The organism is Pedobacter sp. D749 (assembly GCF_019317285.1).
In the GTDB taxonomy this organism is placed as follows: domain Bacteria; phylum Bacteroidota; class Bacteroidia; order Sphingobacteriales; family Sphingobacteriaceae; genus Pedobacter.
The window spans coordinates 2221484-2242114 of record NZ_CP079218.1; the positions used below are offsets into that span (position 1 = coordinate 2221484).

Annotated in this window: 21 protein-coding genes; 12 read left to right on the forward strand and 9 right to left on the reverse strand. The window is 38.5% G+C overall.

What is annotated here, in order from left to right:
• Positions 1-32 precede the first annotated feature (32 nt).
• From map to KYH19_RS08860, 3 genes are all read right to left on the reverse strand, one after another.
• The gene (gene map, locus KYH19_RS08850; protein ID WP_219078402.1) at positions 33-833 is read right to left on the reverse strand and encodes a type I methionyl aminopeptidase; all 801 of its coding nucleotides are present in this window, start codon (positions 831-833) and stop codon (positions 33-35) included.
• 64 nt (positions 834-897) lie between these two features.
• Positions 898-1509, reverse strand: a complete 612-nt coding sequence (locus KYH19_RS08855; RefSeq protein ID WP_132402122.1) for a Crp/Fnr family transcriptional regulator — start codon at positions 1507-1509, stop codon at positions 898-900.
• Positions 1510-1684: 175 nt separating this feature from the next.
• Positions 1685-2839: an AraC family transcriptional regulator gene (locus KYH19_RS08860; RefSeq protein WP_219078403.1), complete on the reverse strand. Its 1155-nt coding sequence runs from the start codon at positions 2837-2839 to the stop codon at positions 1685-1687.
• Positions 2840-3181: 342 nt separating this feature from the next.
• On the opposite strand from KYH19_RS08860, the gene KYH19_RS08865 reads away from it, so the two are divergent.
• Entirely contained in the window at positions 3182-3361 is a 180-nt protein-coding gene (locus KYH19_RS08865; RefSeq protein WP_057933955.1) for a histone H1, read from the forward strand.
• 86 nt (positions 3362-3447) lie between these two features.
• Here the strand turns inward: KYH19_RS08865 and KYH19_RS08870 are convergent, their stop codons facing one another.
• Entirely contained in the window at positions 3448-4173 is a 726-nt protein-coding gene (locus KYH19_RS08870; RefSeq protein WP_132402116.1) for a LytTR family DNA-binding domain-containing protein, read from the reverse strand.
• Positions 4174-4294: 121 nt separating this feature from the next.
• On the opposite strand from KYH19_RS08870, the gene KYH19_RS08875 reads away from it, so the two are divergent.
• Entirely contained in the window at positions 4295-4516 is a 222-nt protein-coding gene (locus KYH19_RS08875; protein WP_132402113.1) for a cold-shock protein, read from the forward strand.
• A 369-nt stretch (positions 4517-4885) separates the two neighbouring features.
• Here KYH19_RS08875 and KYH19_RS08880 read toward each other — a convergent pair whose 3' ends face one another.
• Entirely contained in the window at positions 4886-6154 is a 1269-nt protein-coding gene (locus tag KYH19_RS08880; RefSeq protein ID WP_219078404.1) for a C45 family peptidase, read from the reverse strand.
• Between the two features lie 243 nt (positions 6155-6397).
• Between KYH19_RS08880 and KYH19_RS08885 the strand changes: the two genes are divergently transcribed.
• Positions 6398-7378, forward strand: coding sequence for a helix-turn-helix domain-containing protein (locus tag KYH19_RS08885; protein WP_132402107.1), 981 nt, complete (start codon positions 6398-6400; stop codon positions 7376-7378).
• On the opposite strand, the gene KYH19_RS08890 is transcribed toward KYH19_RS08885, so the two are convergent.
• From KYH19_RS08890 to KYH19_RS08905, 4 genes are read right to left on the reverse strand one after another with little or no spacing between them, the layout of a single operon-like run.
• Positions 7359-7709 carry a transcriptional repressor gene (locus tag KYH19_RS08890; RefSeq protein ID WP_219078405.1) on the reverse strand — a complete coding sequence of 117 codons (351 nt, stop codon included), beginning with the start codon at positions 7707-7709 and terminating at the stop codon, positions 7359-7361. The two genes, KYH19_RS08885 and KYH19_RS08890, sit on opposite strands and share 20 nt — an antisense overlap.
• A 12-nt stretch (positions 7710-7721) precedes the next feature.
• The gene (locus KYH19_RS08895; protein ID WP_219078406.1) at positions 7722-8609 is read right to left on the reverse strand and encodes a heme ABC transporter ATP-binding protein; all 888 of its coding nucleotides are present in this window, start codon (positions 8607-8609) and stop codon (positions 7722-7724) included.
• Between the two features lie 11 nt (positions 8610-8620).
• Positions 8621-9664, reverse strand: coding sequence for an iron ABC transporter permease (locus tag KYH19_RS08900; protein WP_219078407.1), 1044 nt, complete (start codon positions 9662-9664; stop codon positions 8621-8623).
• Positions 9664-10506: a hemin ABC transporter substrate-binding protein gene (locus tag KYH19_RS08905; RefSeq protein ID WP_219078408.1), complete on the reverse strand. Its 843-nt coding sequence runs from the start codon at positions 10504-10506 to the stop codon at positions 9664-9666. Before KYH19_RS08905 ends, KYH19_RS08900 begins: the two co-directional genes overlap by 1 nt.
• A gap of 325 nt (positions 10507-10831) precedes the next feature.
• Between KYH19_RS08905 and KYH19_RS08910 the strand changes: the two genes are divergently transcribed.
• The 9 genes from KYH19_RS08910 (at position 10832) to KYH19_RS08950 (ending at position 20583) form a co-directional block, all read left to right on the forward strand.
• Positions 10832-11563, forward strand: a complete 732-nt coding sequence (locus tag KYH19_RS08910) for an HmuY family protein (RefSeq protein ID WP_219078409.1) — start codon at positions 10832-10834, stop codon at positions 11561-11563.
• Positions 11564-11570: 7 nt separating this feature from the next.
• On the forward strand, positions 11571-12329 hold the full coding sequence (locus tag KYH19_RS08915; protein ID WP_219078410.1) for an HmuY family protein: 759 nt from the start codon (positions 11571-11573) through the stop codon (positions 12327-12329).
• A gap of 30 nt (positions 12330-12359) precedes the next feature.
• Complete coding sequence (locus tag KYH19_RS08920) at positions 12360-13325, forward strand: hypothetical protein (RefSeq protein WP_219078411.1); 966 nt, start codon at positions 12360-12362, stop codon at positions 13323-13325.
• Positions 13326-13412: 87 nt separating this feature from the next.
• Positions 13413-14000, forward strand: a complete 588-nt coding sequence (locus KYH19_RS08925) for a hypothetical protein (RefSeq protein WP_219078412.1) — start codon at positions 13413-13415, stop codon at positions 13998-14000.
• Between the two features lie 190 nt (positions 14001-14190).
• Positions 14191-15168 (forward strand): DUF5018 domain-containing protein, encoded by a 978-nt coding sequence (locus KYH19_RS08930; RefSeq protein WP_219078413.1) that lies wholly within the window; start codon positions 14191-14193, stop codon positions 15166-15168.
• Positions 15169-15172: 4 nt separating this feature from the next.
• A complete protein-coding gene (locus KYH19_RS08935; RefSeq protein ID WP_219078414.1) occupies positions 15173-16450 on the forward strand; it encodes a S41 family peptidase in 1278 nt (425 codons plus the stop codon).
• A gap of 44 nt (positions 16451-16494) precedes the next feature.
• Complete coding sequence (locus KYH19_RS08940; protein ID WP_219078415.1) at positions 16495-18858, forward strand: TonB-dependent receptor; 2364 nt, start codon at positions 16495-16497, stop codon at positions 18856-18858.
• Positions 18859-18884: 26 nt separating this feature from the next.
• Entirely contained in the window at positions 18885-19451 is a 567-nt protein-coding gene (locus tag KYH19_RS08945; RefSeq protein ID WP_219078416.1) for a biliverdin-producing heme oxygenase, read from the forward strand.
• 508 nt (positions 19452-19959) lie between these two features.
• Complete coding sequence (locus KYH19_RS08950) at positions 19960-20583, forward strand: RNA polymerase sigma factor (RefSeq protein WP_255562599.1); 624 nt, start codon at positions 19960-19962, stop codon at positions 20581-20583.
• Positions 20584-20631 lie beyond the last annotated feature (48 nt).

A 20631-nucleotide genomic window follows, 5' to 3' on the forward strand; every position in this document is an offset into this window, starting at 1 on the left:
TCCAAAATCTCCATGCACCCATTATATGCTATTTAGTAGTAAGAAGTATTGAGGTTGCTGTTCTGCTTTTCTGCGGCCTCGATAGGTGCATAATTAGAAAGAATAAGTGCTTCTCCCTTTTTAACACATACATCATGTTCAAAATGAACGGATGGACTTCCATCCGCTGTTCTGATGGTCCAGCCGTCTTCATCCAGAAACACATCTTTTTTACCCATATTGATCATCGGTTCTATGGCCAATACCAGATTTTCTCTTAAGAGTAAACCATTACCTTTTCTTCCATAATTTGGAACCTGTGGGTCTTCGTGCATCTCTTTACCTAAACCGTGGCCTACCAGGTCTCTTACTACGCCGTAACCATGTTTTTCGTTATGGTTTTGGATGGCTGCACCAATATCGCCGATGCGTTTGCCCACAACGGCTTCTTTAATTCCGAGAAAAAGCGATTCTTTAGTTGTTTTTACCAGGTTTAATACCGCTGCTGATACTTCGCCGATGATAAAGGTATAAGCATGATCGCCGTGAAAACCGTTTTTTATGGTACCTACATCTACCGAGATAATATCACCATCTTTCAGTTCATCTTTAGTTGGGAAACCATGTACAACCACATCGTTTACCGAAGTGATAATATGAAAAGGAAAGCCATTATAGTTATAAAAGGAGGGTACTGCGCCATTATCCAGTATAAATTCATTGGCTATTTTGTCAATTTCTAGGGTGGTAATGCCTGGCTTTAATATTTTAGCTACTTCTGCAAGGGTATTGCTCACCAGCAGGGCACTGATTTGCATCAGTTCTACTTCTTCATTGGTTTTATATAAAATCATTGCTGCAAATTTAGTAAAAGAAGCGGAAATGAAAAAGACGAAGAGTTGAATGTTCTGCGCTAAATTAAGAGCACAACCGGTATTCAGGTGTTACAACTTTATTTCTGATTCTGCTCATGGTTTCTATACGCACCCCCAGGTAACTGGCCAGATAACACTGCGGTATCCTATTGATATCCAAACCGCTTTCCTGTAATTTGCGGTACCTGCCGGTAGCTTTGGGTATCCGGGCAAGGATAGCCCTTTCTGATGCAGCATAATACTGAAGTGCCAATAGCTTTCTGTCGATGAGGTTGGACTCCGGATATTTCGTATACATTAAATCGATTAAAGTATAGGGAATGCAGATGAGTTTACAATCTTCCAGGGCCTGGAGATATTCTATAGAATAACCGGGCTGCTGATCGGGATGGCGTATAGCACCTATTAACTCATTTTCGAAGCTAAACCAGGTGCTGATCTCTTTTTTACCATCGCGCACAAAGCCACGCACAAGACCATCGACCAAAAAATACAGAGAAGAATTACTATCTATTGGAGAGAGAATGTGTTTGTTTTTTTTGATACGCATGAGTTTGCAAGACCTTTCATATTCGGCTTTAAAAGTATCAGATAAAGGATAGAATTGCTCAAGATAATCGAAAAGCGGGCGTAAAAATGATGCTGTATATGGCATGGTTAAGACTTATTTTGATTTAAAAAAAGATTTAAGCATACTCATTTGAAAAAGCCGTAATGCCTGTCATAATCTGAAACCAAAGGTATCTTGTATTTTAGCGTGCACTAAAAAATAGGACAGTTATAGCCTCTAACGATACGATCGTTAGACTAAAAAAAGGCGTTATGACAGGTTAATGGCTTAGTTCCTGTGCGAAATAGGCAGTTGGCATTAATCCTGTTTCTTTTTTAAATGCATTATAAAAAGTAGCCACGCTTTTAAAGCCAGATTCAGATGCAATTGCTTCGATGGTGATTTTATCTGATTTTAAGGGATACTGTTTTAAGAAATGATTAACCCGGTAACTGTTTATCCAATCTCTGAAATTTTTTCCAATATGTTTGTTTATGACGAAAGAGCAATGGTGAATCGGGATGTTGAGTTTTGCGGCCAGATCAATAATCTGGAAATCGTGAAGCAGATAAAGCTGTTCCTCCTCCATTATTTCTTTCATGGCAAGGGCATAGTCAGAAAGTTGTGCATCTATGAGATTATTTTTTTTTACTGTTGTTCGGTTAGGTTTTGGAGCTTCTGCTATCAGGGGAATTAAAATTGCATCAGTTTCTGTTTTCAGTACTGTGGGTTTTTTAGTCCAGTCTACCGCTACCAGTAGATAGCCATAAAAAATATACGGCCTGTGAAGCGCATATACTAAAATAACTAACAGGGCTAAACAATTGACCACAACAAACGAAGCGTTAACATATGGGATATGTAAGTTTCTTAAAATGATAGGTGCCAGGGTAAATAACTGGAAGAAGGTAGCAATCCTAAGAAAAAAGATGATCCACGTCCTGCTTTCGGCTTCGAGCAGCTGTTTTGGTTTGTTTTTTAGACGCAGTACAACAATCCACGTGGCGCATAAATAAGCCATTACCAATACTGGCCTGAATAAGTAATGGAAATATGGCGGAAAAAGACCACTTCTTTCTTTCAGTGAGAAGTAACCGTTTTCGGCCAGTTGGCTACCTATCAACTCCCAATTGAGTGCAGTAGAAAAATGCCAGGGGATAACATGGATAATGGCCAGTAATGCAGGCAAAAAATGGAGCCATTCTATTTTTTGTAAATTTTTACGATCCTGTAGAAACCCTGTGATGTAGAGATAAAAGCAGGCTGGGGCAGCATAATAGAATGGAGTAAAAGTTTGATGAAAAAAGGCTAAGGTATTGGGCTGGCCTGATTTAAAAAATAATGAAGTTAATATTTGACCAAATCGGGCAAAAAATATAACCGAAAGGAAAATGTTTAACAGTTTATTCCCCTTTTTTGAAAAAAAAAGATGCATGGAGAATAAAAGCAAGAATAAACAACTGGTACTAATGAGAAGGTTTAAAGACTGCATATTTCCAGCCAAGATAGAACATAATTGCTGAATTAAATTTCCTAACTGTAAAATTTTTTATGTTAAATGGGCCATCCGTAAAGGTCTAAAAATGAGGACGTATATGTTAAAAATAAGGCATGAGTAACTGCCTTTGTCTAGATATTTCATGCTGTTTACAATAATGATTTGCCATAAACGTTTGTTTAATTTATAAAAAGCAATAGTTTTGCGGCTCGTTTATTGTTAGCGGAAAGTAATATTGTTTAATTAATGGATGTTTACCATCCCTATAAAAGAAAAATTATGGACAAATTTAAAAAAGTGCAAGATCTAATCTCTTCTGTAGAAGCAGACGTAACTAAATTTTATGATGGCGGTAATGCTGCAGCAGGTACACGTGTACGTAAAGCAATGCAAGACCTAAAAGTTTTAGCCCAAGAAATTAGAGCTGAAGTAACTGATAAAAAAAATAGCGCTAAATAATTTATTTCGCTTAAAAAGAAAGCCCTTCTAGTTTTAGAAGGGCTTTCTTTTTGGCTTTTATTTTAATTTTTGTGCGGCTTAAATGTCTATTTGTTACGTTTACTCGTAATAAGTTTATCGGTAAAAAAGTCACGAAAATCATTGTAGTAAAGATCGCCCACTGTAAAGCTGGTATGATTAGAAAGCGTTACCCTCGTTCCTTCAACATGTAAAATATGATTGATGGAAATAATATACCCCCTATGTAGTTGTATAAAGCCTTTTTCTATATTGAGCTGCTCTTTAACATCTTTCAAACTTAAATACGCTATAATTACTTTTTCTTTTGTATGGATTTTGATGTAGTTATGGAAACTTTCAAAAGCTATTATATCTGCATATCGTACCAAAACAGCTTTATGTTCCTCAGATTTATTTTTGACGAAAAAATAAGCTTCCTGCGCAATATCTTCTGTTTCATCTTCAAACATCCGGTTTACGGTTAAAGCAAATTTTGCATAACCATAAGGTTTAAGCAGATAAGCATCTGCTTCTGCTTCAAAGGCTTCAAAGGCATATTCCTCATGAGAGGTAGTAAATATGAGTTTTCTGGTTTTGGAGCGGATTGCTTTAGAAAGTTCAATGCCCGAAATCTGAGGCATTTGAATGTCCATAAATATTACATCTACCTGATCAATCTTTTTCAGTTCTTTCAAGGCTGTCATTGGGTCAGTATAACTAGCCAGGAGTTCCATATTCGGTGCATCCGCTATATATTTTTCAATACCCGAGATTGAGTTTTGTTGGTCATCAATGGCTATGCACCTAATCATTTGTTAATCTTCATTGTATATATAACGAATTTACACCTTTTTATACCGAAAATAAAACGATTTATCCCGTTTCATCTCAAATTTTGATGATAGTGGCTAATTTAATGAAAAAAGGACGCTTATGAGGTACACTGGGGTAATTAAATGGTATAATCCGGTAAGAGGTTTTGGATTTATTGCACTTAATGATGGAAAAGAAATGGTTTATGCAGATAATCAGAAATTAATAGGGATTTACCGTCCTGCTTTACTTGTAGGAACAAAAGTTCGTTTCAATTTGGAACATGGACAACTAGGATGCCAGGCTACCAATATTATAGTGTTGGATATTGAATCTGAATAATATTTGCACCTATCTGTAATGAAAACAGACCGATCTGTGTAACCTGGTTCACTAAAGTTAAATCAAATGCGATCTTTACTATCAATAAAAACAAAATTTGATTCTTGTCGCAATTTTTAGCTGAACTGCACATCAAAAATATTTACATCTACCTGTCAAATATGTAATTAACCCTCTTCCTATCTAAACAGACAAGTTCTTTTAGATAGGATTTTTTTTTCGGATTGCGGTTGGTTATACATTCACAACGTTACCTGATAATTAATGCTGAAATTAAGTCACCGTACTTAGGTATCAGGATAAGTTGCTATTAAAAATCAGCTGTCTTAATTTAAAAGCAATGAGTACTTTTAACTTAAAATGATTTTCCTACAAAATAGCCAGCATTTTCTTTGATCGTGTAAATGATATCGGCCAGGCATCGGCGCTGCTGGCTGCGGCTATTGCATAATATTCTTTGGCCTGAGTCTGATTGCCTTGAATAAGCCTGACATAAGCACTTAACTCATATATGAAATTCTTTAATTTGAGATCTATTCCCTTTTCAGTGCCTAAATAATCGAATATTTCTGCAGCTGCATTTATACGTTCATCATTAAAATTTTCTATTTTAAAACCGCCGGGCATTGCGAACCAGTATTCCCAAATTCCACCCTGGGCATGCTTATTATATCCGTCTTTAACAAGTTGGATACCCACTTCTAATAGGGTGCCGTTGATTGTACTATCCTTCGTCATCATTTTACCCAGATCCAAATAACGGTTTATGGTAGGGCGTAATCCTTTTTGCTTGATCTCATCCAACATCATTTCTTTCCTGTACATGGGTTTATCGCTCATCAAAAACTGTTCATAGGCAAAGCTTGCAGGAAAATGATCGCTTATTTTTTCTAACCGGTAACCTTTCGCCAGTTCTTTTCTTAAATCAATTACATAAGGGTGTCCAAAGTCGTGAAAATGATATACAGTAATGATGCCCCGTTTAAGATCGTAAATGTTACTGTAAATAGTAGATAGTTTTCCTTCTTGTCGGGTACGGTTTAAAATATCGCGAAAAAAGGGAACACGTATAGTTTTTGCCTCTTTTAGCATCTCTTCTGAAATATCATACCTCCGGCAGGAATAGTTTTTAGTTTTTACCTTGCTGATATCAAAATTTGTATTGATCTGATAATACCCTGATTTGGGTAATTTAGTACCCGCATTAATGATGATCGAATGGCCAAGTGCATCTGCAATTAACACCTGCGAACTGATTGCGTAATCGTATTTTTCCAGATAAGCCAAAGCTTCCTTTACAGTTTTACATTTGCCGAGAATTTCAAAAAAAAGATCTCCTTTATAGATGTTTTTAGGATGATATTTAGCAGGATCGATATTTTGTGCGGTAAAATCGTAAAACAGGCCATATTCATTCATGGCCGCCTGTGCTTGCAGATCAGGGAGTCCAAAACAAACCGAACCATACCTTTCTGCGGTTTTAGGGTTAAACCACATTCTTGCAAAGCCCATGTAATCATCTTCATTGGCTGCAGCAAATACTTCTCCTTTTAATGCACATGAAATTACTGTGCAGGCTTGGCTGGGTTTAAATAAGATGGAGATGGCGATAACTGCAAGCGTTATTATTTTCTTCATTTTTAAATTTTCTTTAATGGTGCTAAGTTTATGCCATTAAAGAAAGTATTGCTCTAAAGTTATTTCTGGCTCTCTTTTTAGAAAATCGAAACAAAACATGTCCATAATTGAACGGTTTCCGTTCGAAAACGAACAGAACTGAATCAACATCTTCTTCATCAATAATGCAGAATAATTACTCTTATTTAGAATTGATATAAATAATATTGTTATATTTGTTTTTAACATTAACCCAGACCGGAAATGATTGTAAAGGCAAGAATAGAGCATCAGAAAGATTTTCTGTTCATGGAAGAAATTCCAGATAAGTATGTTCCCGATCACCGATTATCCGAAAAATCAATAACCATTAAAGATGCTCCGGTAGGCATTAAAAATTATCAGCTCTCTACCAATGGTCTCTTTTTGGTGCATTCTGAAATGAAATTTGATGAACCTGCCAGGATCCTTACCGAGGTAGAAGGAGAAGCCATTACCTGTCAGTTTATTTTTAGCAATAAAAATGGTTCTGGCGCTACCGGTAAACAATCGGCTAAATACGGCCGGAGCAGGCATAATATCCGCTATATCCCCTCGGCAAAAGAAGCTTACGATGTCAAGCCAGATGTAGAATTTGTATATTTCTTAATTGTACTCTCTAAAGATTACTATTTGCGTTTAGTCGATTTGTACTCTCCATTGCATGAGCAATTTGTGCAGGAGATTGAAAAAGGGATATCGACCTCTTTTGCCGAACACGATCTTTTTATGACACCAGAAATGCGCAGATCAATCGATGCGATTGTTACCTGCAGGCAGGACGGAGAATTGAAACGCCTGTTTACCGATGCCCGGATTACCGAATTGATTATGTATCAACTGGAACAATTTAGTCAGCATATTCAAGGCGGTAAAGAAGCGCTACTGGATCGCGATATTCCAAAACTCGAAGAAGCCAGGGAGATTCTGGAACGCGATTATATTGATCCACCAACCCATAAGCAGCTTTCTAAAATGATCTTGCTTAATGAGTTTAAATTGAGAACAGGTTTTAAAAAATATTTTGGCAGTACCATATACGATTTTGTAACCCGTTTAAGAATGGAAGAGGCCAAAAGATTGATTTTAGAAGAAGGCAAAAATATGTACGAGGTAGGTGTAAACGTCGGTTTTAAACATCAGGCCAGTTTCACCAACGCTTTCAAAAAATACTACGGCATTTTGCCTAGTGATGTACGGCTCTGATCTTATACAGAATTAGTCTCGATCCTGTACTTTGCGCTTCGGCTACACCTGCTGCTTCCATTAGCTTTAGGTTGGTATATACACAACCAATGCTGATGGGTGTTTTATCTTCCTTAAGCATTAGCCAAAGCGATTCGGGATGAATAAAATCCCTTACCTCCATCAGTTTAAACGCAATCCATAATCTTTTTTCGGAAAAGGCAAGGCGTTTTAATCTACAATAATCATTTATTGTTTTTAAAAGTGTTTCTTTAAATGCGTCGGTACAGGCTGAATTTGGTAACTGGCCAATAGTTTGTGCGGTATTAAGTAGTTTTTGAATGTTTTCCATAGGTAGGGGAGATTAAATCTTTACAGATTGGAGGTTGATTAATTCATCGGTTTCGATAGTTTTTAACTTATATATAGGTTGTTGTGTCGTTTTCATATTGCTGTTAAATTTTCCGGCATCGAGCTTAACTTCCTTTGGCACAATAACCGTTTTTAGACTGCTTTGGTCTGTATAGGCCTGTGCATGGATGCCAAATGCGGTATACAAATGCTGTGGGGTAAGTACCTGTACAGGTGTTCCATCCCACCATTTTCTACCATCTTTTAAAATAACAATGCGGCTGGCATACTGCGCGGCCAGGTTAACTTCATGCAGCACAACAACAACCATGTAACCCTTTTTTGCCATGGCAGCAGCTATAGCCAGGGTTTGGTGCTGAAATTGAAGATCCATATTATTGGTCGGTTCGTCCAGGAGCAGTACCGAATCTTTATTGTTCCACAATTGGGCCAGTACCCTTGCCAGGTGTACCCGTTGCTGTTCACCTCCTGAAAGGCTTAACATCGATCGGTCTGCAAGATCAGTTAATCCGCAGATTTCCATCGTTTCGGAAAGGGCCAGTTGATCATTTTTTGCCGATGATAAACTTTTAAAACCATAACGGCCCATCATCACGATTTCTTTCACACTAAAGGCCATGGTAATAGGATTGTGCTGTTGCAGATAAGCCCTTTTGGTAGCCAACGTTTTTCGTTTGTAATCCTTAATATCTGCTCCATATAACATAATCCGCCCGCTATCAGGCTTTCGTTCACCAGAAAGCAAGCGCATTAAGGTAGACTTCCCCGCACCGTTCGATCCTAAAAGCGCAACCATTTCGCCTGGCCTGATACTGAACGAGATATCTTTTAAAAGTGGCCTGTTATTTAATTTATAGCTGATGGATTCTACTCTGAGCATAAACCGATTATTTAATTAACTAATTTCTTTTTGTCTTTAATGAGGATATATAAAAATATGGGCGTACCCATTAAAGCAGTAACCACGCCAATCGGCAATTCGATCGGTTGCACAATCAATCTCGAAACCATATCAGCCAATGTAAGCACCAATGCACCCATTAATGCCGAAACAGGAAGCACAAAACGATGATCTACTCCGCCCAACAAACGGGTAAGGTGGGGGATGAGCAGGCCAATAAATCCAATAATTCCCGAAACGGCAACAGAAGCACCAACAGCCATGGTAGCCAATACCACCACCAATATTTTAATGCGGTTCGGGTTTAAGCCGATCAATTCTACCTGATTTTCTCCAATGGCAAATAGATTTAAACCTTTGGCTAAAAATGGGAGCCCGATTAAAGGGATAAGTACAAAAGGAAATAAGCAGCTTACATTTTGCCAGGTTGCCCCGCCCAGGCTGCCCATCATCCAGAAGGTAATGCTCCTGAGTTTTTGTTCATCGGCCAGGTAAGTAACCAATCCGGTTAAAGCGCCTGCCATTGCATTGATGGCAATACCCACGAGCAACATGGTCGAAACATTGGCCTGTCCATTGATTTTGGAAAGATTGTACACCAACATAGCCGTAATACCTGCACCGGCAAAAGCGCCAAAGGCCAAAAGGTAATAACCCAGCAGCTGACTCAAACTAGAAAATAAAATTGTTTCGAAAGCAATAATCAAAACCGCCATTAACGATGCCCCAGCCGATATACCTACCAAACTGGGTTCGGCCAATGGATTCCTGAATATTCCTTGTATGGCTGCTCCAGAAATGCCCAAAGCAGCACCAACCAGTACACCCATTAAGGTGCGGGGCAGCCTGATCATCATAATTACCCCTTCATTTATACCATGATCGGCACTGCTAAAAACAGAAAATCCCATGGCATGGGTTAAGGTATCAATCACTTCTTTTATGGGAATGCGCATGGCACCTAAGGCTAAGGAAAAACAGATGGACACCAATAAACCTACACTCAGGCAGGTATAAATAACAGTTCTTTTCATTACAAAATACGGTTATTTAGTGCTTTAATGGCTTCTGGCAGTCTATTGCTAAAGTTGATCAGCAGAGGTCCGTTCATTTCTATGATCTTTTTATTTTTTCCAGCATTGGTATAACTTACACCAGGGAGATCTAAAAAGGCTGCTCTTCCGCCTAAACTGCTTAATCCGAAATCGAACATTAAAATCACATCCGGATTGCTTTTAATCAATGCTTCGGTGGTATAAGGTTTAAAATCGCTAAACTCCAGAATGGCATTTTTGCCTCCGGCCAGTTTAATAATCTCATCTATGCTGCTGCCTTTGCCGGCTACATTCATGGTGCCAACGCCACGTGCATAAATAAATAAAACCTTCGGGCTTTTGCTGCCCTTTTTTAGCTGACTTAAAGTGGTATTGATGTTACTTTCTGTTTTTTGTGCCAGTTGTTCTCCTCGTGCCTTATCGCCAATGGCAGCAGCAATTTGCCTGATAAATTTTGTTGCGCCCTGAACAGAAAATTCCTGACGAATGGTAACCACCCGGATACCCAATGATTTAAACTGATACAGGTTTTCTTTAGAAAAATCTCCTTCAGGTACCAAGATAAGATCTGGACGGTAAGCGGTAATACTTTCAACAGAAAAAGACCGGTTTCTGCTCACTTTAGGCAATCTGTTGATCTCTTCAGGCGATACACTGGTTACATCAGTAGCCAGAATATTCTTGCCATAACCCAATGCATTTACGGTTTCACTAATGGCACTGCTTAAGGTAATGATACGCTTCGCCTGTGCAGCAACATATTGCGTAGCACTAAAAAAAGAAACGATAATCAATACAATATAATACTTTTTAATCCTCATGTAGGCGATGGTTATAGGAACAAAAAAAGTGTTTAATTAATCTAAATACAAGTAATTGGGCAAGCAAGATATTTAGCCCGGATGCAATTTTTAAAACCTATTTAGATTTTCTATTTTATTATTCATCTGTTTTTCAGTTGTTTATGATTTATTTTGAAGGAGGTAATTCATAAGACTTAGTTAAAACCGGTGATAAATAATACGCTTTGAACAAAAGAAAATACGGATTGAACAAAATAAAATACGGATTGAACAAACCATTTATGGTGGTTAATATGGATGTTTGCAATATTATTATTTAGAATGATTAAAAATAATATCCGTAATGAAGTATATAAAACATAGCCAACCAGTAAAGAGAAAAACAGTTTTAGCTCTTGGTTTTTTGTTATTGGTTCTCTCGCTTGGTTCTTGCAAAAAAGATGAGCCCGATCCAAACGAAGTTTTACAGGACGGTAAGAGTATTGTGGTAACCGATCTGGCTGGCGATACACAGGCAGCCATGGGCAATGGAACGCCGGGCAAAGAAGTACGTGCATTTTATACTTTTCTTTTTCGCTTTAAAGATCAGAAACAGATCTGGATCCGTAATGCAGCTGATTCTGCACAATGGCTAAAAACAAAAGACTGGGACCTCGCCTTTACCGGTCCCTACAACAGCGAGGTTTATGTAAATGATAAAGATTATCAATTTAACCCTGGTTATGGCGGAACTGCGAAAAGTGCAGTTGTAATGCTTGAGCAAAGTTACGACACCGTTAATCAGGCACCTTCTGATCAGGCTTTTAGTGTGAGCGAAGTAACTAAAATCGGCTGGGCATCGTCCGCAACCTCATACGGATGGTTTTTCTATAGCCTTAGTTCGCATATTATGCAGGCTATACCCAACCGCACCTACGCCATTAGGTTACCTGATGGTAAATATGCCAAACTACAATTAATCAACGCCTATAAAGGCAATCCTCCCAGTGTTACTGATTTAAACTGGCCTGCGCCTTATTATACTTTTAAATATTACGTACAGCAAGATGGAAGCAAAAATTTACAGACCAAATAATTGAAAGATGAAGAATATTACTATAATAAATAAAGCGCTGTTTAAATGGGCATCAACCTCTTTGGTACTGGCTGTGATCTTTACGGGATGCAAAAAAGATGAGATTATTTCTCCTGAGCCTGGAAAAGAAACACCGATCAAAACAGAGGGCGGTACAGCATATTATAAATTACAGCGTATCGAAAACCTTGCTGTAGAAACGGATGATGCCAATCCAACCGTACCACCAACAGCTGTGCTGTTCAGCCTGGAAACAAAAGAAATAGTGCCCTTGCTATATGCCAAAACAAATCGTTGGGATGTTGGCTTTAACGGCCTTTATAATAGTTTTTTAAGTCCTAACAACGGTCAGTCATCAACAAGTTTAGGATCGGGAAGCACAGGTTCAGGCGCTATTGCCATTTTGGAAAAACCATTTGACCAGGTAGTTGATGTGCCTGCAGATGCTGCATTAAGCATCAGCAAATTTATTGGAACCGATAATGAAGGCGATTTTGGGGAAGGCATTGGTTGGTACCTGTACGATTTTGGAGGCACCAAAAGGGGAGACGGCAGTTATGATAAACAACATGTGGCTTATGCCATGCCCGAGAAAAGAACGATTATCATCCGTACGGCCAAGGGCGATTATGCCAAGATTAAAATGATCAGTTGTTATAAAGATGCTTTTACTGCCGATAAATGGTTCAGAACAACACCGCACATGTATTTCACTTTTGAATACGTCATTGTGCCAAAAGGAAGTACCAAATTCGAAATCAAATAAAACCACAAATAAATTAATACAAGTATTAAAATGAAAAATAAATTAATGCAACTGCTTTGCCTTTTATTAACAGTTGCTACGCTTGCCGCCTGCAAAAAAACAATTGGTCTGGACCCACTTCCGGCAAATAAAATCACCGAGTTTAAGGTTGCCGTATCGGATGGAAACATTTTCGGTGCCATTGATGAAACTGATAAAACCATTACACTTTACTTACCTTATTATTATGAACTGGATGTAATCGAACCTGCAATCAAACTTTCGGCAGGAGCTAAACTGAGCGAAACGCTTGCACCGGTAGACGTATTAAATACCCAAAAGACCTACACTGTTTTAGGTGCTGATCAAAGTACTTCAACCTATAAACTGATTATCAAACTAAATCAGATCTCGCCTTTGGTATTAACTGAATTATCAATTGCGGCTGCAACCTATACGATAGCCATTGGTACTTATGATATAAGAGTTCAGGGTAATTTTAATGTTTCTGACCTTAAAAAGATCAAAGCCTTTTTGGTTGATAAAAACGATAAGGAATATGAGTTAACGCCTAGCATTTCCCTTGGAACGCCAGGTGTATCGGTAGCCATGATAGGTGGTGTTAAGACCTATACTTATGGCTATCTACAGGTTCCACAAACTTTAGATGTCGGAAATTATAAGGTAAGGGTAAAAGTACAGGCCTTAACCGCCGAAATGAAGTATCCGGTAAAGGTAGTTTATGGCAGGCCAGGGATAAATTATGGGCCTGTTACGGTAAAACAGGGCGAAACATTTAAAATCGTTACGGGAGGGATTGTATTTAACGACTTTAATGAGTTTTATATTATGGTTAACGGCCAGAAAACGCTTTTGCCTATTGTTTCCTACAACCGTACAGAGGCTGTAATCCGCGTGCCTGATACCGTTCCACCAGGAGTATATACACCAACAGCATCTTTTGGTACCTGGCCATTATCAACCCTAAACTGGTCTGTTACCGTAACTGCAAAATAACAGCCTGTTTACCATTCAATCATGAAAAACGATTCGGGAGATTATTCCCATTTATATAATAAAATCATAAATCTAAAAAAAATGAAAATGAAATTTTTAAAACTTACGTTCGCAATTGCAACTTTAGCCATATTAGGAACCGCTTGTAAAAAAGAAGCCGTTCAACCAGATAACAAACTTGCTTTACAAAATACAATTGCGTTAATCGCCGTTGGCGCTACTGAAGCGGGTGTAGTAACCAATTCATCAACTTCGCCTACTTCCTGGACTGCCGTTGGTTACGACTTATTGAACAATGTTGTTGCAAGCTCTGGAAACCAGGTTAATTTCGACAGCAACTTTAACGGAAACATTACCATCGCTGGAACAAATAGCCTTGGTTATTACGATTCTCCTTCTGTAACCAATGTTACCGGTATTACGTTAACCGATGTTTCTTCGGTTACATTGGGTGCAATTAGCACTTTGGGTAGCAATAGTACAACTGTAGTTGGGTGGTATAATTACGACCGCGTTAACCGTACCATTACTCCTGTGTCTCAAAGATATGCTGTTGTAGGTAACGGCTCAACAATTGCCGGTTCAACCAGACTTTATATAGTTCAGCTTGATGGCGTAACTACATCCGGCACTTACAATACTACTGTAAACTTCCATATTAAGAGATTAAAATAAGGATTAATTCACCAAGGGATTTCCTGAATTAAATTGATTTGAAAAAGGGGCGAAAACACGACTAGCCGCCCCTAAAAATCATAAATAAAACCCAAATAAGGGAATAATCCCGAATCGTTTTAAAAATATTAGCCTTGGGTAAAGACCATATTTGCGGGCTCTAAAAATGCAAATCTAACAATAATTGATTATGAATACAACATATAAACGCTTCTCTGCCAGCTCATACTGCCTTTTGCTTTTTTGCTTGTTAAGCCTGTTTAGTGCCTGCAAAAAAGAATATGAAGATTTTCCTTATGCCGACATTGTAAGCTTTACCGTAAAAGATACCAACGGTGAACCAATTAAGGCTGTAATTGATGAAAAGAACCTCACTATATATTGGCCATCAAACCAGTCAGTACCCGATAATATTGTGCCCGTAATTGTGGTATCAGAAAGGGCTACTGTTAGTCCATCATCAGGACAAACAGTAGCTTTTAAAGAAACGACCAGGTTTGTGGTAACTGCACAGAATGGTACTACTAAAGAATATGTAATTAAAAAGGTTGTAAATCAGCCACTACTTAAGGTTGATATCACTGGTGGGATTTCAGTCTACAATGCCAAAAATTTTGCAATAAAAGGTAGAAATATTATTATAAGTGGTGATAATGTTATTGCTGATAAAAATCAGACCAAAGTTTACCTGATCAACACAGCTAATAACAGTGAAAAAGAGTTAACAATTGGAACACTGAGCCCAATAGCTGTAAATGTAACATTAGATACCACGACACCAGATGGTATTTATAAACTAAAGGTTGTTTCAGGGCAAAGAACTGTGCTTATAGAACGGACCTTTGGCATAACTGCCGGCTCTCCTTTTATAAGTGCTCTTGAAATGACTGCCATAAAAACTACCTTAAAACCTGGAGAAGAATTTACACTAAATGGGGAAAACAGGATCGAGTTGATTAATAAGTTTTCAATTCGAAATGTAGCCAACAAACAGTTTTATGATCTTACGGTCAAAGAAGCTAAAACTGGTCAATTAATATTAAAGGTGCCTGAAAGCCTGCCTATTGGTCAATACGATCTGTTTATCTATAATTATCCTGCGGGAGAATATTATGCAGCGGGTACCGGATCAGATTATTTTGATGATATCATTACGATCATAAAATAACAAGGTGCAACAACAAATAAAGATATATTTCGCGCTTCTCGTGCTGATTCTAATGGGAACCTCTGCCTGTAAAAAAGCACAGGTTTTCATTGGTGATGCGGAAGAAATTGTTTCGCCTACAACGGGAACGCGTAACCAGTTTACGCTCGATTCTATTTTTCTATATGCCAAACAGGTATACTTATGGAATGAGGTACTGCCGGGTTATGCCGAATTTAATCCAAGGCAAAAATATGAGACGATCAGTTCTGATATTACAGCTTTTCGAAAGGAATTGTTCGATATTTCGCAGCTTAAAATAAATCTTGCTACTGGTAGTCCTTACGAATTACCTGTTTACTTTGAAAATCCAAAATATTCGAATCTCCAGTTGGGGAGGAGTTTACCAGGTACAAGTGCTGAGGTCGTAAACCCAGGCACAGCTATATTAGCCAGTAAGCTCATTGCAACTGGTAGTGTGCAGGTTGCGTATATCGCTTTGGGTTCATTCCCTAAGTTAAGTACAACCAAAGCAGCCCTGGATGAAGCATTTGCAGATCTGGCAAGCGCGAATCCAAAAGCCATTGTAATCGATCTAAGAAGCAATGGTGGAGGTTATTTAGAAACTGCTGAATATATAGCCAATTTAATTGTTCCCGGTAGTTTGAACGGAAAGGTGATGTACAGTGAAGTATTTAATTCTGCCATGCAGAATGGTAGCGTTCCGATATTAAAACACCAGCCGTATTTAGATGCTAATGGGAAAACTACCCTCTATAATGGCCGTAATGCGACCATGGCCGATGTAGATTATTCTGTTGCTGGCAATACCTATAAATTCAGTAAAAAAGGGAATTTGCAAAGTATCCAATCCGTTTATTTTATCGTTTCAGGCAATACCGCCTCGGCCAGCGAAATGCTGATCAGTTGCCTAAAACCTTATTTTGATGTGAAACTCATCGGAGAGAAAACCTATGGCAAACCTGTAGGCTTTTTCGGGATCAATATCGATCAGTACAGTCTTTACCTCAGCAGTTTCCTGATTAAAAATGCCAATGGCTGGTTTGATTATTTTACAGGTATGCAGCCAGACGTAATGATAAAAGGAGTAGATTATCCGGTTTTGGGTGATCCGGATGAGTTGTGCCTAAATGCCGCACTTTCGCTGGTTACCGGAACCAGAACACTAACCGCAAGCAAGCTGGCCACAACAGGCAAAATAGCCAATGTTAAAGCTGACTTTTTACGGGTAAATAATGTAGAAAGTGTGATGCTTGAAAACAGGTTACGATTAAGAAAATAAACAGGAAGGGATAAAACCTGGTACTATAACAACAAAAATAAAACATGTTTAAACCATCCGCCATCATATTTTTCCTTGTGTTTTTCCATTTAACGGTTGCTGCACAAGATTATGGAAGTTTAAAAGGCAAGGTTACTGATGAGTTTGATAAATCTTTACGTGGTGCAACTGTACGCTTGGAGCCTGACGGGCATAGCACCGAAACCGACGCCAAAGGAAATTTTAGTTTCAACAAGATATTTACCGGTAATTACAACATTACCGTAAGTATGGTCGGCAAAATCAATCATCTAGCCAATATTAAAATCGGTTCTGTGGCTGCAAATAACTTAATAATTAAACTATCAGAAGATGAACGAGAACTTAACGAGGTTGCCGTATCCGAAAACCGTGCTGCTCCAGATCACTTGTTAAAGTTAGAACGCAGTGCAATGCCTGTGACGGTAATTAGCCGACGAACCATCGAATTAATGGGCAGTAGGAGGTTAGATGAGGTATTGAAAGAACAGACGGGGATTGCCATAGTAAACAACATTGGTGGTGGCGCAAGGTCGGTTGGTGTACAGATGCAAGGTTTTAGCAGTGAATACATTATGATATTGATCGATGGTCAGCCAATGGTTGGCCGCAACAGTGGTAATTTTGATCTGTCCAGGATCAGTGTTTCCAATATCGAAAGGATTGAAATTATTAAAGGTGCATCCTCCTGTCTCTTTGGAAGCGAGGCGCTCGGCGGGGCGATTAATATCGTAACCCGCTATGGCGCTTTACAGCCCCAGGCATCGGTTGCCGCAAATTATGGAAGATTGAATATTGCAGATATTACCCTTGAAGGAGAAACGCCATTTGCCTCGCAAAGAGGATCGGCCAATGTATCTGCAAATTATTACCGTACTGATGGTTTTAATACCAATCCTAAATACATTCAACAGGGTACCACTGCACCGCCTTATGATAATTATGCTTTGCAGGGGAGAGTTCGTTACCGCTTAACGCCAAAAAGTACGATTGGTTTTAGTGGTCGCTACGGACTACGGAAATCATTTATGTCGAAAGATTTTGGTTTGGGCATTATTTCAGGCGACAGTCAGGACGAGCAGGATTTAAACCTTTCGGCCACATTTGACCATAACTTTAGTTCGGGTTTGCGTAGCATGAGCCGTTATTATTATACCAATTTCCGGTCAGACCAAAGTGTAGATTGGCAACAGACCAAGAGCTCCATTACAAAAGATATTTTCGCACAGAACTTACACCGTTTCGAACAGCAGTTTGCCTATGGTGTAAATGATGAACTTAAATTCACCGGCGGTTTGGGTGGCAGTATCGAAAGTATGAATGATGTTTCGCTAACCAATCCAGCTTCAGTAAGTTCAGGTTTTGCTTTTCTTCAGGGCGATTGGCAACTCACTAAACAATTGGGGATGGTTGCAGGGTTGCGTTACGATTTAACCAATACCTACGGGAGTAAACTTAACCCCAGTTTAGGCCTGCAATATAAAATTATCCCGACTTTAACCTTTAAGGCCGGTGCAGGCACAGGATTTAAAGCACCCGATTTTAAATCGAGGTACCTTGTTTTTTATAATCCTGCAGCAAATTACCTGGTTATTGGGAATGAAGTGTTGAGGCAAACGCTAAATCAGCTGCAGGCTCAGGGACAGATTAGTGAGATCAGGCCATATCTGTTAAACCAACTTGATCAAAATTTACAAGCAGAAAGAAGCACTTCGTTAAATTTAAGTCTGGAGTGGAAACCCAAAGAAAACATAAAAGTAGAGGCAGGGATTTTTCACCACGCCTTAAGAAACCAGATCAACAGCATTCAGGTAGCTACAGGCAGCGGAAACCGGAATATTTACACCTATCAAAATCTTCCCGAGGCCGTAAATAAAGGTATAGATCTCTCTTTTTCCATTAGTCCGGTTAAAAATTTAGAATTGAGTGCAGGTTATCAATACCTCAGTGCGAAAGATTTAAGCGTAATTGATAGCATTAAAGCCGGGCATTATCCTTATAACCAGAATATCCACGATGCTGCAACCGGAAACTCTTATGCACCAAAACCTTCTGATTATTGGGGGATAGAGAACCGATCGCGTCACATGGCCAATTTTAAAGCTTTTTATAATTACCGCCCCTGGGATGCCAGCCTAAACATACGCATAAATTACAGGGGTAAATATCCTTTTGGCGACCGTAATGGAAATCAGTTTATCGATAGGTACGACACCTTTGTTAATGGCTTTTTTATGTTTAATGCCGCTTTTGAAAAGAAATTAATGAAACAGCATTTAAGTATCAGACTTACGGCAGATAACATTTTTAACTATACCGACCAGTTAATGCCCGGACAGCCAGGGTGCGTACTGCTGGCTGGTTTAACGTACCGACTATATAAAGATTAAATTTTAAACACTATAAATTACAAAACATGTTAAGTACAAATATTAAAGAGGCTACAAAAGCCGAACACCAGAATTTAGAGAAACAGGTTGTTTTAAAGCTGAAAGCAATCAGAAGCAATGAGGACTATGCAGATTTATTGAAACATTTTTTTGCGTACTTCAGCCACATTGAAGAAACGATTAAGCCTTTTATCACGGCATCCGTTCTACCTGATTATGCCCAGCGTAGAAATTCGGCCTATATTAAAGCTGATATTTTAGAACTCGGTGCAGATATCACTGATCTTCCATTTACAACCGTACCAAAAATTGAAAATGCCGTACAGGCTTTAGGTGCATTATATGTATTGGAAGGTTCAATTATGGGTGGAAGCATTATTGTTAAAATGCTCGAAAAAGGAGGGGTAACCAAAGGTGTCTCTTTCTTTTCGGGGTATGGAGAAGCTACTGGCATGATGTGGGGCAATTTTATAGCTGTTTTAAATGCACAGGCAAAAACAGAGCAAGAAGAACAAGAGGCTATTGTTGCAGCAAACGAAACCTTTAAACATTTTGCTTATGTTTTCGAAAAAGAACGGGTAGGTACGGTTTAATACAACGTGATTAAGTTAAGTCCTTCAGGCACGAGTAGAAATAATAATTTAACCACAGATAAAAAAGATGGACGCAGCTATCAAATCCGTGTTGATCTGTGTGTATCTGTGGTTAAAAATTTTTAATCCATAGGTCAACGACTCGTCGGCCAAAACCAAATATTCACCATCGTCTATTGGTTTTTGAGTTGAAAGATAAGCCTGGATTGCACGTGCTATTTTTGCAGCGGGCATCAGGCTTATCTGTTTTATGTTTAACCACAGATAAAAAGGATGGACACAGCTATCAAATCAGTGTTGATCTGTGGTTAAAAACTTTTATTCCATCTTTCGATATCTCACAGACCGGATCCCAATATTCGCCTTCATCTATCTGTTTTATGACTGTTTTTGTTTACGAAACCTTCCTGAATTGCTAAATTCCTTTTTTCACAGATAAAAACCGCTATATCCATGTAAAAAGTTACAACTTTCAAGAGATAAGTAAGATATACGCTGATACAAGCCAATGAAACCGATTGTATTTGTATTATCTTTGTTTATCTCTATGCGTGTTTACCGTTCATATTCTGATAGCGAATTGGCATACTTGTTAACTCAAGGTGATGAGCTTGCTTTTACTGAAATTTACAACCGCTTTTATGGCTTACTTTTTATCCATGCCAATAAACGCTTAAATGATGATGAAGATGCAAAGGATGTATTACACCAGTTGTTCGAATCACTTTGGGTTAAACGTTTACAGGTAGCACCAGACGGTAATTTATCAGCATATTTATATACAGCAGTGCGCAACCGTGTACTGGATGTGTTTGCGCATCAAAAAGTAGAAAGTAAATACGTTGATTCTTTGCAGGATTATATAGATCAGGATCATGTGGCTACTGATTATATGGTGCGCGAAAAGCAAATGGCATTACTAATTGAGCAAGAAATTGATGCTTTACCGTCAAAAATGCGCGAAATATTTATTTTAAGCCGTAAAGAAAACAAATCACATAAAGAAATTGCGCTCGAATTAGGGCTTTCTGAGTTAACGGTCAAAACACAGGTTAAAAGAGCACTCCGAATTCTTAAATCGAGGTTAGGAGTAGTTATTTATGTTGCTTTCCTTTTAAAAACCTATAGGTAATCTGCCAAAAAAGGCCTAAATACAGACTTTTCTCTTTAAATTAAGCGG